Source organism: Micromonospora sp. WMMD735 (assembly GCF_049178995.1).
Taxonomy (GTDB): domain Bacteria; phylum Actinomycetota; class Actinomycetes; order Mycobacteriales; family Micromonosporaceae; genus Micromonospora; species Micromonospora wenchangensis.
Genome location: NZ_JBMHMJ010000002.1, coordinates 6,245,287 through 6,259,622, shown reverse-complemented (window position 1 = coordinate 6,259,622; position 14,336 = coordinate 6,245,287). Strand labels below are relative to the sequence as shown.

The following is a 14,336-nucleotide window of genomic DNA, read 5'->3' as shown; positions in this document are numbered from 1 at the left end:
CCTGTTCGTCGGTTACGGGGGCGGAGAGGTCTGTTGCGGCGGTGTTCATGGTGTCTGCGGCCCCTGTACGTCGGCGGGAGGGTGACGGGCGCCGGGGCGGGCGGGGACGAGGTCGCGTCGTTCGGGTCGACACACCCCGGAGCCCGGCACCCGCCCCGGGCCATGCATCAACCCTGGTCGCAGCTCCGTAGCCGGCTATGCCTGGATGATCGTGAACGCCATGCGTGCTCGACATCCAGCCGATTACTCAGTCAGACCGAACCAACGATCTCCTACGCCCCGGCGACGAAATGACGTCCGACCGCTGACCGCTGTCGACTCCTTCCGGCGCTCGATGCACCCCGTGGACCGAGAAGCGTGAACGTCCTCGATATGCGCGCTGCGTATACCGATCCCGCACGGAGCGGGTTGAATGGATACGCTCGACTTCGGGTTCAGCCGACCGCGATTGGCGAGGTTGCCGGTGACACACACCAACTGCCCCAGGTGCGGCGGACGGCTGGCCCGCGACAACGACAGCGGGCGGTGCGCGCCCTGCCATGCCGCCGAGCGCGACCGGTTGAGCATCCCTCCAACGGTGCCGGCGTCCTTCTGGGAGCATCCACCGGTACGACAGGCGCTGGCTGAACGGCACCTCGGGCAGGTGATCAGGGCGTACCGGTGCCATCCGTACCACGGACGGAACCCACTGCCCCAGACCGTGGTGGCGGGATGGATGGGGATCACCCAGGCTCAGTTGAGCCGGGTGGAGAACGGCCCGCCACTGGTACATCTGGACCGGATGGCGCACTGGGCGCAGCTATTCGGTATCCCCGGGGCCTACCTGTGGTTCACCCCGATCGGCCGGAACCACATGACGGGTGTTGCCGTCACAGACGAGCCACCATCCCCGGGACCGGACGAGGGCAGGCGAGCGCTGTTGGCTGCCATCGCCGCCGTAGCTGCGGGAGCCGGCCTGATCGGGAGCACGAACCTCGTCCCACCCCGGCGCATCGGAGCTGCGGATGTCACACGCCTGAACGCCGTGCTGACTCTCTACCGATCGGTGGACCGCGAGAGCGGAGGCGGCCTGCTGTACCGGGAGGTCGCCCGCTTCGCCGAGTCGGTCTACCGCATGCTCGACTGGAGGCACCCGGCCGGGCTGACCCCGCGTCTGGTGGCTGCGGTCGCCGCAGCTCGCCAGTTGGCCGGCTGGACGGCCTTCGACGCGGGCAGACACGACGACGCCCAACGGCACTTCATCGCCGGCGAACGGGCGGCACTCACCTCCGGCGATGCATCCTTGGCCGCGATGATCCGCTATGCACAGGCCAAGCAGCTTCAACACCTGCGACACAACCGGGACGCCCTGGCGACGCTTCAGCTCGCACACGCCCAGCTCGGAGCGCAGGCCACCCCGGCGGTCAAGGCCCTCCTCTGGGGCGCCGAAGCGGCCTCGTCCGCTGCCCTCGGCGACCACCGAACCGCAGTAATGACCTTGGGCAAGGCGAGCGATCAGTTCGACCGCATCAGCCAGGAGCGCGAGCCGGACTCCATGGGGTTTTACGACCGGGGCGAACTGCTCGCCCAGTACGGCCGCGTCTACCGGGACAGGGCGCGGCAGGACAGCAGACATGCGCCCGAGGCGGTGCGCTGGGTCGAGGCCGCCATCGCATCCTTCGGCACGGCCAATGTACGCAGCACGGTCCTGAACGAAGTCGGCCTGTGCAGTGCGTTGTTCCTCGCCGACGAGCCGGAGCGAGCCCTCGCCGTGGGTGCCCGGGTGATGGAACAGTCGCGCGGGATCAGTTCCCGACGGGTGCTCGATCGGGTCGTCAACCTGCGCCGCGATCTGGTGCGCCATCGGGAGCTATCAGAAGTGGCCGCGTTCGAGCGTGCCCTCACCGCCCGTGCTGCGGCAGCCGTATGAGCGGGCGGTTCTCCGAACAGGCAATGACGGAGGCGATGCGAGACGTCGCGGCCAGCCTGGGCTTTCCCTCGGAGGACGCGCAGTTGCTGCGGTTGACCAACAACGCTGTCTTCGCCCTACCGACGTCGGGCATCGTCATTCGGATCGCGCGTACTCACCGACTCCGTGACCGAGTGGCCAAGGTCGTCCGACTCGGACGCTGGTTCGCCGACATCGACGCGCCGACCATCCGCCTAGCGCCGGGCGTCGAGCAGCCCGTCGAGGTCGGCACCCTGGCCGCATCCGTCTGGGGGTACCTCCCCGGCGGATCACCCACTCCGACGGTGGAGGACCTCGGCCATGTCCTGCGGGAGTTCCACTCTCTCGGCCTGCCACCGTTTCCGCTCCCCACCTGGGACCCGGTAGCTGACGCGCGCAAACGACTGGCCGACGCCGACGGCCTTGATGGGAGCGACCGTGACTTCCTGATGCAGTGGTGTGACCGCCTAGAGCCACAGATCGACGCTCTGAACCAGCGCACGCAACAGGGGCTCATCCACGGGGACGCCCACGTCAGCAACCTGCTCCGAGAGCCATCCGACCGGGTAGTGATGTGTGATTTCGACGCCACCTGCGTTGGCCCTCGGCAGGTTGATCTGGCAGGCGTCGCGGTGGGCGAGCAGCGGTTCGGCGGCACGGGAGCACAGGACGCGTTGGCAGCTACCTACGGCCAGGACGTGACCTCTGACCCTTTGTGGCCCTTGCTGCGGGAGGCACGCGAGTTGAAGATGATCGTGGCCGCCGCACCCCTCCTAGCGACCTCAGCAGAGGTCTCTGCCGAGTTCGATGAACGTCTCCGATCAATTCGAGAGGGCAGCCACGGGAAACGCTGGAAGCCCTTCGCTGGCTTGGCCACTCCAGGCAGCAGCAGCCCCCGTTAAGCAGGGGCTGCTGCTGAGAGCTTGGCGCGTGAAGAATCCCAGATTTCTTTATGGTGGACTATCAGCCGCCCCACTGAGCCTTCAACTGGCAGCCGAATTCACATCTCAACGCGCAGGAGTGGCTCCATCCCTTGTGGCGCACCATCGACGACGTCGGCGGCAGGCAACCCAATAGCAGCCATGACTCTTTTCGCCGCTAGGCGCCCTGGCGCCCGAGTGGTGCTGATCTTGTCACCTGAAATAATCGCGCCTTGCCAAATTTCGGCGTCGCGCCGCCAATCGATCTTCGTGGCAAGCCGAAGGTATTGATCAGTACGCCAGCCCGGATCTGGGTTCTTCTCAATCTCGTATGCGACATGGCCGATAATCACGAGCCCGGTGGCGGTCATGTTGATGTAGTGCTTCCGATAGTCGACAACCTGATTAGCAGGCCCACCGGAGGTAGGTAGTTCTGCGATGGCCCGCCACGGCGTCATGTGCGTCGTCAGGATTTCCATCATCGAGAGCGTGCGCTCAACAAAGGCATCCTGCTGCTCCGTCGTGCCGATCACCTGGTTGCTCCGCGCAGGGATACTAGACTCGCTGAGCGCGTAATCCCGGAACAACAACTCCTTGACCATACCGCGAACCTGATTGAGCAGGAAGACCGCTGGTGAGTTCTTCGACAGACTCTTCGAGGTCTCATCGATGCGGGACCGGAACAAGGTGGAACCATCTACGATCTTAGTGAGCACCCGGTTGAGCGGCTCCCTGGTGTTAAATGCCGCCAGAAGACTGGCCGGGATTTGCTTCGTCTGCGCCGCGTCGGCGAAATCCTGATGAATCCGGGCAAGGTCCGGCTCAACAACGATGACCACAGAAACACTGTCACCCATAAATGTCGAATCAGGATCACTGAGCAAATCCCTCGCCCTGCCGATAGCAGCCAGGCGATGTTGCCCATCAGTGACCGAGAACGTCGTTTCGTCGCCGATGACAACGAATCCGACCGTCGTGGCGAAATTTCCACGCGGCACGTGAATCGCAGGTACCGAACGAACATTCAGAGTCACGGGCGGAAGGATGTAGTTCCGCTCATTCTCAACGAGGTATTTGCTGATAGCCCGAACGTGCGTCGTATCCATGGGACGATTCGTTGCCATACGGGGATTGCCACCCTTGGCAGCAGGTTCAGCCACAACATGATTGATGAGGAAAGCGTTCGAAAAGGCAGTGGTGAGCATGAGGCGTCCACCTTGCTGGAATACGACACAGGTGAAAGAACGGCCACCAGATGCCGAGGCTGCCTCACTCGCTGCCTGCTGGGCGGCAGTCAATGAATCATGCTGAGTAAGACCCATCTCAGCGAAAAACATCAGCGCCTCACTCCATCCTCTTCACCCTTGCGGATTCAAACTCAGTGGGGCTGCGCGGGAATCTCACCGCACTCAACAGCACCATCATTCGGAAAATTACCAATCAAACAAGCCATCGTGCACAATGAATCCAACTTTGCGCAGCATGCAGCAACGTCACTCCACGCCCAAGCCTTGCGCCTCGCCGGCGCAAGTGCTCCAGGAACTTTACATGCACGGGACCGACAACCAGAACGCGAAAACCAATCCCATCAACCGCGCCACAAAAACGAGGCCTAGCGATGAACGCCCCACGGGCCAAACACAGGTCTTGCACTAGTACCATAAAGAGAGTTTCCCCTGTTCAAGCGCCACTACGATGCCAAGGCTTATTAGTTGAAGAATGGCGATTCGTCGATGTATGAGATCTCAGGCTGTCGTAGAACCGACAGCTGATCCAGAGACACGCCATCGGCAGCTACCGTGCCTGCGTGACGGATCTTGAGCTGGGTAGCTACGAGCACCTAATCACTGACCAGCTCGCCGCACGTCTTCGCCACCTCGACCCGGCCCACGTCCAGCACCACCCCCTGGACCCCGCCGACTCCCACTACCCCCTCACCCGCCACCTCGCCGCCCTGATCAGCCGTGCCCTGCAAGCCGTCCCGAACGGCGACGACAAGCTGCGCCACCAGGTCGAGCTGACCAACCGGATCGCCGAGGCCGTCGCCGCCCTCAGCCCCGCCGCGACCGACCACCACGACCAGATCGCCGACGCCAAGAACCTCCTGCACGCCATCGCCGCCCCACCCACTCCCCCGGCGCAGCCGACCTTCCCGCAGCGCCCCACCACCCCGCTCTCCACCGGCGCGCTGTTGGTCAACGGCAGACACCAGCCCCGCATCGGCCACGAGGTCAGCCACGAGATGGCGTCGGCGGAGCGGGTCGACCTGCTCTGTGCGTTCATCAAGTGGCACGGCCTGCGCATCGTCGAACCGGCGATCCGGGAGCTGATCGGGCGCGGCGGCAAACTACGCGTCATCACCACCACCTACCTGGGCGCGACCGAGCAACGCGCCCTCGACCGGCTCGCCGAACTCGGGGCCGACATCAAGGTCTCCTACGAGACCAGGACCACGCGACTGCACGCCAAGGCGTGGCTGTTCCGTCGGGGCAACGGGCTGACCACCGCGTACGTCGGGTCGAGCAACCTGTCGAAGGCGGCGCTGGTCGACGGGGTGGAGTGGAACGTCCGGATCTCGAACGTCGAGCAGCCGCACGTCATCGACACGTTCACCGCCACGTTCGAGGACTACTGGAACGACCCGGCGTTCGAGGCATACCACCCCGGGCGGGACGCCGCCAGGCTGCGCCAGGCATTGCGCGGGGAACGCTCCGGCGACGAACCGACACCCATCGCCAACCTGGACGTGCGGCCGTACCCGTATCAGGCGGAGATCCTGGCGGACCTGGACGCGGAGCGGCAGGTGCACGGCCGGCACCGCAACCTGGTGGTGATGGCGACCGGCACCGGCAAGACGGTCGTCGCCGCCCTGGACTACCGGCGACTACACAGAAACAAGACCGTCGACTCACTGCTGTTCGTCGCCCACCAGGAACAGATCCTGCGGCAGAGCCTGTCGACGTTCCGGCAGGTCATGGGGGACGGCAGCTTCGGCGAGACGCTGGTGGGCGGGCAGGTACCGACGCACTGGACGCACGTCTTCGCCTCCATCCAGTCGCTGCACCGGCGGGAGATCGACCCGCAGGCGTACGACATGGTGATCGTCGACGAGTTCCACCACGCGGAAGCGCCGACGTACGCCCGGTTGTTGGAACGGCTCGCACCGCGCGTACTGCTGGGGCTCACCGCGACGCCCGACCGGGCCGACGGCGGCGACGTGCGGCGGTGGTTCGACGGCCGCACGGCCGTGGAGCTGCACCTATGGGACGCATTGGAGCGGCAACTGCTCGCGCCGTTCCAGTACTTCGGGGTCCACGACGACACGGACCTGTCACACCTGCGGTGGCGGCGCGGCCAGGGGTACGACCTGGCGGATCTCGACGGCGTCTACACCGGTGACGGCGCACGGGCGCGGATCATTCTGAAGGCCGTGCGGGACACCGTGGACACCTCTCGGATGCGGGCGATCGGGTTCTGCGTGGGCATCGGGCACGCCGAGTTCATGGCCGACTGGTTCACCCGGCACGGCGTACCGTCGGCGGCGGTGACCTCGCGGGCGGACCGCGCGGAACGCGACCGGCTGCTGCGGGAGTTCAAGGCCGGCAAACTACGGGTGCTGTTCACCGTCGACCTGTTCAACGAGGGTGTCGACCTGCCGATGGTCGACACGATCCTGATGCTGCGGCCCACCGAGAGTGCCACCATCTTCCTCCAGCAGCTCGGCCGTGGGCTGCGCCTCGACGACGACAAGCCGTGCCTGACCGTGCTCGACTTCATCGGCGCGCAGCACGCCAACTTCCGGTTCGACCTGCGCTGGCGGGCGCTGACCGGGGTCAGCCGCCGGGCCGTCAGCGCCGCCGTCGAGCAGGACTTCCCGTCGCTGCCCAGCGGCTGCCACGTGCAGCTCGACCGGGTCGCCAAGGAGATCGTGCTCGCCAACCTGCGCACCGCGCTGCCCACCTCGAAGCGGGGGCTGGTGGCCGAGCTGCGTCAGCTCGGCGACGTGGGCCTTGCCGAATTCCTGCGGGAGACCGGCCTGGAGATCGAGGACGTCTACCGGTCGGCGTCGATCGGCGGGTGGACCGGGCTGCGACGGCTCGCTGGCCTGGACACCTCCCCACCCGGCCCGGCAGACCGGGAGTTGGGCAGGGCGATCGGGCGGATGCTGCACCTCGACGACGTCGACCGACTCGACCTGCTGGCCCGGGTCGCCGCCGGTTCACTGCCGCCCGACGGGCGGCTGTGGCACATGCTGCACTTCGACCTGTGGGGTCCGCAGGTGCCGCTGGCCGCCCGGGAGGAACGACTCAACCGGCTGTGGGCGGAGCAGTCCCGCTGCGCCGAGTTGCGCCAGGTCGCCGAGGTGCTGCGGGAGCGCATCCACCGGGTGACCGCGCCCGTCGGCGTGCTGCGGGTGCACGCCCGGTACAGCCGCAACGAGGCGTGCGCGGCGTTCGGCATGACCAACCCCGGGTCGCTACGGGAAGGGGTGAAGTGGCTGGAAGCCGAGCAGGCGGACCTGTTCTTCGTCACCCTGGTCAAGTCGGAGCAGCACTACTCCCCCACCACCATGTACGCCGACCGGGCCATCACCGAGCGGCTGTTCCAGTGGGAGTCGCAGAGCACCACCTCGGAGTCGTCCCCCACCGGTCAGCGGTACGTCCACCACGCGGCACGGGGCTCGACGGTGCACCTGTTCGTGCGGGAGACCCGGGTGCCGGACCGGGACCTCGGCGCTCCGGCCTACCTGTACGCCGGGCCGATGACCTACCGGCAGCACAGCGGGGAACGGCCGATGCGGATCGTGTGGGAGCTGGCGACCCCGCTACCCGCCGACCTGTACGCGGCGGCCCGCACCATCGCCGCCTGACAGACAGGTGGAACCGCCGGGCCCCGGTGCGTGCGCGGGTGGTCCGAGCCGAGAGTTTCCACCACACCTTCACCGGTGCTGTGGGCACACCTCCTAATTGATCATCTCGGGTCGTCAGCGCAGAGTTCCACCGAAAGTCACCCACCAGATTAAACGATCAAGAAGAGCGGAAAAATGATCTCTCTTTACTGCACTCTTCGCCGTTTTGCCTGGCCAGAGGGCAGGAAGTCAGATGCAACTTGCATATCTGGCGGCGCGCGTCGGCACCGCTGAGCCACATAGGACAATTGTCGACGTGATCCCTCCCCAACCTGGTACCACCGAACAACACAAAGCGGTGCAGGCGATCTGGACGTTCCTAACCGTCAACGACAGGTGGCCGACGTTCTCCGAGATCGATCGCCAGCTCGACCGCTGGGACGACATCACCGACGCCGCCACCGTCCTCGCTGCCATCCCGGCCGGCGTGCTGTACGGGGTGGCCCCCGGGCGGCCAGACGCTCTGACGTCCGGGCAGGAAGTGGGACTGACGGTGGCAGGGGCACTCGCCACCGACCGCGCCCGCGACGAACTCGAGCTCTTCCGGCGTGCCGTTCGGCTCGCCGCCCATCTCGAACGCGGATTCCACCCGTCGCCCACGTGGTCGGCAGAGTCCGATCAACCGGTCCTCACCGCTACGGACCTCGCTCGCCAACTGAGCGTCACCGCCAACGATCAGCTAGCACGGCTACGCGCGCTGCTGCGAGCGGAGGAATGGGGATCGGAGAGCTATCACGACGGTGATCCCTGGTACTTCACCATCGGACGGGGCGTACGGAGATTCCGTGACGTGGGGACCATCGAAGAGTACTGGCAGCGACGGGAAGAAGCCGCGACATCTGTCACCCGCTCGTCAGTGGCTCAAGCACTGCAACCGAACGGGGCGACGTCGCCGTCGGAGCATGTGCCGCCAGTGACCGCCGGGTCGACGGAAGGCCCCTCGTCAAACAGGTCCCTGAACTGGGAAAAACTGCTTCCCGTCCTCATTGGCCTCGTCGCCCTGGCATTCGCTGTGCCAGCTGTCAACGCTTCCGTGGTGCGGGCCGCAGCCTTCCTCGGCCTGGGTGCCGGGGTCTGGGCCGCCATCCTGCCCTGGCGCGGGAGCCGCGCCTTCAGATGGGTTGGCGGTGCGGTGGCCGCGCTCTGCGTCGGCACCCTGGTCTGGACCGTACTGCCTCCATCGACGGGCCGCCTGGGGCACCCTGCAGAAACGGGCTCCACGGCGGATCTCGCACCCACGCCTGGCACGTGCCTCCCGATCACCACTGCAATCTGCCGTTACGCGCGACTCGCCGACGGACAGGAATTCAATCTCAACGAGTGGGGGCAGCCGCACCATCCCGACATCAAGCTCACCGCCGAGGCTACGTTGAGCCCGGTTGGTGGCGCCCGGCTGAGTCCTGCCTTTCCCGGTGAAGGAGTGTCCGATCCACGAATCTGCTGGACTGTCGGCAACTGGAGCGACTCCCCGCAGCAGTTGACCCGGTCCAGCCGCATCTGCGTATGGACGACGCCCGGGCAATTCGGTCTGGTGAGCCTCGCGCACCAGCCTGACGGCGCGCGCTACACCCAGTTCACCATCGCCATGACCACCGACGGCATGGAGGCCGAGCCGCCGGCAATCGGCCGCACCGTCGTCGTCGACAACCGAGTCACCGACGGGATGCAGATGCGGGAGGACGACGAACTGGCCAGGCTCACCGGCCAACCGAAACGCGCCTGCTCCGAGTGCGTCATCGACGGCACCTTTCTGCCCTCCGGCGCACGCATCAACGCGGTATGCCAGACCGAGGGAGACGAGGTGACCAACGAACAGAAGGAATCCTCAGGCGACGACCAGAACCTCGGGCGTTGGACTAGCAGTCGCTGGTACCGCATCCGCTGGCCTGACGGCCGCTCGGGGCTGCTCCCCGAGACCTGGCTGCGGAGGGAGGACCGGGGCGGCCTGAGCCTGCCGACCTGCCGTTGACTGCTCGGCGACGAAGCGACCGTACGACCGCGGGCCACGTTACGACGCTAAGGCGGCATCCTGGCGGTCCCGGCCGCTGACTCCAGCAACCGTCTCACCCCGATGCTGCAGTTCCTCACCCGACTCAAAGGCGATCCGGGTCGCCTCGTACGCCTCGACAGCCCCAGGCTCAGCCAGCGGCCGGTCACGCAGCACGTTCCAGTCGCGCCCGTCACTCATGGTTTTGTCCCTCCCGCTCCACGGTCGGTCGGACACCGATGCCCATCTCCTCGATCCGTTGCCACAGCGGCATCAGCGCCGCCTCCGGGTCCCGGCTGAACACGCTGCCCCGGATCCGGACGAACACGCAGTTGCCGACCCGTTCCAGCACCGCCTGCCGGCGCATGTCGCTCTCCCACTGCTCCGGCCCGTGGTAGGCGTCCCCGTCGCACTCGATGGCCAGCCGCCGCCCGTCCGGCGCGGGCAGCACGAAGTCGATCCGGTACGAGCCGACCCGGAACTGCGGCAACGGCCGGAACCCCCGGCGCAGCATGCGGCGCAGCACCTCGCGTTCGAAGTCGCTGTCGCAGCGCCGTTCCAGGTCGTCGTACGCCTCCTCGGCGGTGGTGACGTTCTGGCAGTAGCGCAGCAGCAGGCCCCGGGCGTCGTCGGGGCGCAGGTCGTCGGGTTGCACGGAGTGGAACACCCAGAGCTGGTCGCGGGCCCGGGAGGCGGCGACGTTGACCCGGCGGTGGTGGTCGCGCTTGGTGAACGCGGCGACCGGCCCCTGGTGCGGGGACACGACAGTCGACACCAGCACCACGTCGCGTTCGTCGCCCTGGAAGGTGTACGGGTCGCCGACGCGCAGCCGGCGGCGTTCCATCTCCTCCTCGCCGATCTCCTCGCGCAGCCGGGCCAGCAGGTAGAGGGCCTGTCCGCTGGTGCTGAGCAGGCTGACCACGCCGACGCTGCGGCCCGCGTACGCCGGGTCGGCGACGATCGCGGCGACCCGGGTGACGAGCGCTTCGGCCTCGGCGACGTTGACGTTGCCGTACGCGGGCAGGTCCTGGCGGACGCCCTCGGGCACGTGCACGGCGACGACGGGGTCGCCGATGCCGGCGGGCCGGTCGGTGCGCAGCGGTTCGATCTCGCCGCCGTAGTAGGTGTCGCTGGAGAACCCGATGATCGCCGGTACGGACCGGAAGTGCTCGGTGAGCAGGATGCGTTCGGGCGAGCGGCGGACGGCGTGGTCGTAGAGGCTGCTCTCCGGGTCGAAGTGCTCGGCCGACGGCACGTCGACGAGGTGTGAGTTGATCAGGCCGGTGACGCTGCCGACGAAGGAGAGCTGCGGGCCGATCTGCTGGTCGTCGCCGACCACGACGGCCCGTTGCGCCAGGGTGAGCACGGGCAGGGCGAACAGGTCGGCCTGCGACGCCTCGTCGACGATGACCACGTCGAAGCGCGCCCCGCCGGCGAACTGTTCGATGGCCCGGTCGACCGACATCACCCACACGGGGACGGCGTCCACGGCGGCGGTCATCGCCTTCTGGGCGTGGGCCTGCCACTGGGCGGCGTTCTTCCCGGTCCCCTTGCCGATCTTGCGCAGGGCGGTGGTCCAGTCGGCGAGGGCGGCCCGCCGCCGGTCGTCCAGCGCCAGCGACACCTCCAGCCAGGCGGAGGCGACCACGAGTTCCCGGGTGAGCTGGCGGATGCGTTCCCGGGTGCGGTCGACGCGCCGGCCCAGGGCGACCGGATCGACGCTGCCGACGACCTGGTCGAACCAGGTCTGCGCGCGCCGCCACCGCCACCGGTCGAGGCAGTCCGCGCCGGTGCCGTGCAGGGCGGCGGCGGTGCCGTCCTCAAGCTGGGCGGTCCAGTCCGGGGCGACGGGCCGCAGCCGCCCGGTGAGCTGGGCGAAGCGGTGCGCCTCGGGGCGCAGGGCGGCGAGTCGGCGCACCTCGTCGAGCAGGGCGTCCCAGCCGTCGAGGTCACCCTGGTAGGCGTGGTCCAGCAGCCGCCACAGGTCGCTGGCCTCCACGCCGGACATGCCGCGTTGGAGCAGCGCGTCGAGCCGGTGTTCCTCGGCCACCAGCTCGTCGTGGACGAACACCGCCGTGGCCCGGCCGAGCAGCGCGATCAGCGCGGTCAGCCGGCGTACGTCGACGGTGTGTTCGGCGCGCGGCAGCACCCGGCGGACGGTGCGCAGCAGCGTCGGCCAGCGCCGCCGATCCCAGTCCAGCGCGGTGGCGGCGGCGGTGAGCAGCTGGCCCGTCCAGTATTCCGGCTCGTCGCCGACCTCGGCGGGCAGGCCGAGCGGTGCGCGCCACTGCGCCCACCTGGTGGCCAGCGCCTGCCGCAGCCGACGCCGGGTGACGTACGCGACGACGATGTCGACGTCGTCGGCACTGCGCAGCACCTCGCCGTCGATCCGGCAGTCGGTGGCGATCCGGGCCAGGGTGCCCTGGAAGAGCTTGTTGACGCCCTTGCCGGCGGCGAAGCGTTGCCGCAGCTCGTCGAGCAACGCCAGCAGCCGGCGCGGTTCGGTCAGGTGGAGCTCGGCGACGGCGACCTCGTGACCGGCGACGACCCGGGCGGCGGCGGCCAGGTCGGCGAGCGCCTGCTGGCTGGCGGCCACGTGGTCCTCCCACCGGATCCGCCAGTTCGCGTCGGCCTGCAACAACGCGCCGAGCCGGTCGGTCCACGCGCCCTCCCGCTCGGTGAGCAGGGTCAGCGCCTCCCTGAGCTGCCCGCCGAGCTCCTCCAGTGCGGGCTGTCCGACGGCGCGTACCTCGGCGACCAGCATCCCGGCGTCGGCGAGCCGGTCCAGTTCGTGCCGGGTCGCGGCCAGCTCCCGGCGGTCGTCCCGGATCGCCTCGGCGGTCGGCAGGTCGGCCGCCGTCGGCAGCCTCCGCAACGCCTGCGCCCGGTCGGCCCGCCGGGTACGCCGGGCGATGTCGAGCAGGTCGCTGAACTCCTCCCCGGTCAGCGGGGAGTCCAGGTCGGGGGCGAGCGGGTCGGGAATGTCGCCGTAGCGGTCGGCCCGTTCGCGCAGCCACACGCCGACGTCGCCGGGGGACAGCCGGATGCCGTCGATCTCGTACCGGGCGGACTCGTGTTCGGCGAGCGCGCGCAGGCCGGCCAGGGCGAGCCCGAGGTCCCGCTCGGCCTCCTCCAGTTGCCGGCGCAGCCGGTCGACCCGCTGCTGTTCGGCGCGACGGTCCAGGGTGGCGCCCCGGTCGGAGAGTTCCCGGGCGGCGAGCTGAAGCTGCACGAGCTGGTCGGCGGAGCGGCCGAGCACGGCCAGGCAGAGCGGTTGGATCTCCGCCGGCAGGCCGTCGCGCAGCACCCGCAGCGGGTCCTCCTTCTGCGCGACGACGAGCACCCGCTTGCCGTGCGCCATCAGGTGGCAGATCAGGTTGCGGATGGTGTGCGTCTTGCCCGTGCCGGGTGGCCCCTGCACGGCGACGTTGCGGTGCTGGGCGAGCCGGCGGGCGATGGACTCCTGCGCCTCGTTGGTGGGCAGCGGCATGAGCAGCCGCTCCCCCAGCGGCTGCCACCGCTGCGGCTCGTCCTGCGGCATCTCCAGCCGGCTCGGCTCGTGGGCGAGGACGGCGGCGAGCGCGCCGATGCCGGTGGTGTCGCCGGCCAGCAGCCGGGCCCGCAGCTCCTCCAGGAACCGGCGCAGCATCCGCTGCCGGGGCCGGACGAACAGCACCCCGGTGTCGTGCACGTACGGGCCGGTGGGGGCGGGGGCGTCGGCGTCGCGCAGCACCGGGTCGTGGCCGAGGCGGCGCAGCGCGCGCTCGAAGAACTCCCGCCTGTCGAACTCCGCCCAGACGTCGAGGTCGAGCTGCCCGCCGGACCCGGCCAGGGCCAGCAGTTGCCGCAGGTACCGTTCGTCGAGGCCGGTCAGCGGGTCGGTCTGCAACCGGGCCGGCCCCTGCGGCACCACCCGCACGACCGACCGGTCGGGGTCGTACTCGACGGCGACCGGGGTCACCACCAGCGGATACCGCACCCGGTTACCGGCGACGTCGGTGTGGATGACGCCGTGACCCCAGACGAGTTCGTGGCTGGCGGCGGTCATGTCGACCCGGTGCATCAGGTCGAACAGGGCGCGGTGCAGCTGGCGTACCCGGTCGGTGCGGGCGGCCTGCTCGGCCCAGGGCCGCCAGTCCTGCTCCCGCCACTGCTCGAAGCGGGGTCGCAGCCGCGCGACCGTCTCCTCGTCGCCGGTCAGCCTCGGCTCGGCCGGGTAGGGCGGGGTGTCGGCGAGGTGCGCGACGAACTCGACGGGGGTCTTCAGTCGCCGGGGTGCCGCCGGCAGGCCGACCTGGAGCCAGCTCACCCCGTCGGCCGAGACGCCCACCTGGCAGTCGGGGTGGTCGGGCAGGTCGTGCTGCCAGAACACGTCCGCTGTGGGCACCGTCCGGGCCGGCTTCTCCAGCTGGGCACGGACGGCCATCAGATAGTCGACCAGCGCGGTGGTGCGCTCCAGGATCAGCGCGGGCGATTCGATGTCGGACGTGGCGCGGGAGAGCATGCGGCACCTTTGCTGGCTGTGGCGGTCCCCGGCACCCTACCGGCGAATTCCTCCCGGACGGGACCTCCGGTCGGCATTCTTCACCTCCG

Annotated in this window: 6 protein-coding genes; 4 read left to right on the top strand and 2 right to left on the bottom strand. The window is 68.6% G+C overall.

The window, feature by feature from the left end:
* Positions 1–412 precede the first annotated feature (412 nt).
* A complete protein-coding gene (locus ACN268_RS27370) occupies positions 413–1,909 on the top strand; it encodes a helix-turn-helix domain-containing protein (RefSeq protein ID WP_421485809.1) in 1,497 nt (498 codons plus the stop codon).
* Complete coding sequence (locus ACN268_RS27365; RefSeq protein WP_421485807.1) at positions 1,906–2,829, top strand: phosphotransferase enzyme family protein; 924 nt, start codon at positions 1,906–1,908, stop codon at positions 2,827–2,829. The genes ACN268_RS27370 and ACN268_RS27365 overlap by 4 nt, the downstream gene beginning before the upstream one ends.
* Positions 2,830–2,927: 98 nt before the next feature.
* Here the strand turns inward: ACN268_RS27365 and ACN268_RS27360 are convergent, their stop codons facing one another.
* Positions 2,928–4,184, bottom strand: a complete 1,257-nt coding sequence (locus ACN268_RS27360; RefSeq protein ID WP_421485805.1) for a DNA sulfur modification protein DndB — start codon at positions 4,182–4,184, stop codon at positions 2,928–2,930.
* Between the two features lie 470 nt (positions 4,185–4,654).
* On the opposite strand from ACN268_RS27360, the gene ACN268_RS27355 reads away from it, so the two are divergent.
* The gene (locus ACN268_RS27355) at positions 4,655–7,717 is read left to right on the top strand and encodes a DUF3427 domain-containing protein (RefSeq protein ID WP_421485803.1); all 3,063 of its coding nucleotides are present in this window, start codon (positions 4,655–4,657) and stop codon (positions 7,715–7,717) included.
* A gap of 232 nt (positions 7,718–7,949) precedes the next feature.
* Complete coding sequence (locus tag ACN268_RS27350) at positions 7,950–9,725, top strand: hypothetical protein (RefSeq protein WP_421485801.1); 1,776 nt, start codon at positions 7,950–7,952, stop codon at positions 9,723–9,725.
* A 211-nt stretch (positions 9,726–9,936) separates the two neighbouring features.
* Here the strand turns inward: ACN268_RS27350 and ACN268_RS27345 are convergent, their stop codons facing one another.
* Entirely contained in the window at positions 9,937–14,247 is a 4,311-nt protein-coding gene (locus ACN268_RS27345) for an AAA domain-containing protein (RefSeq protein ID WP_421485800.1), read from the bottom strand.
* Positions 14,248–14,336 lie beyond the last annotated feature (89 nt).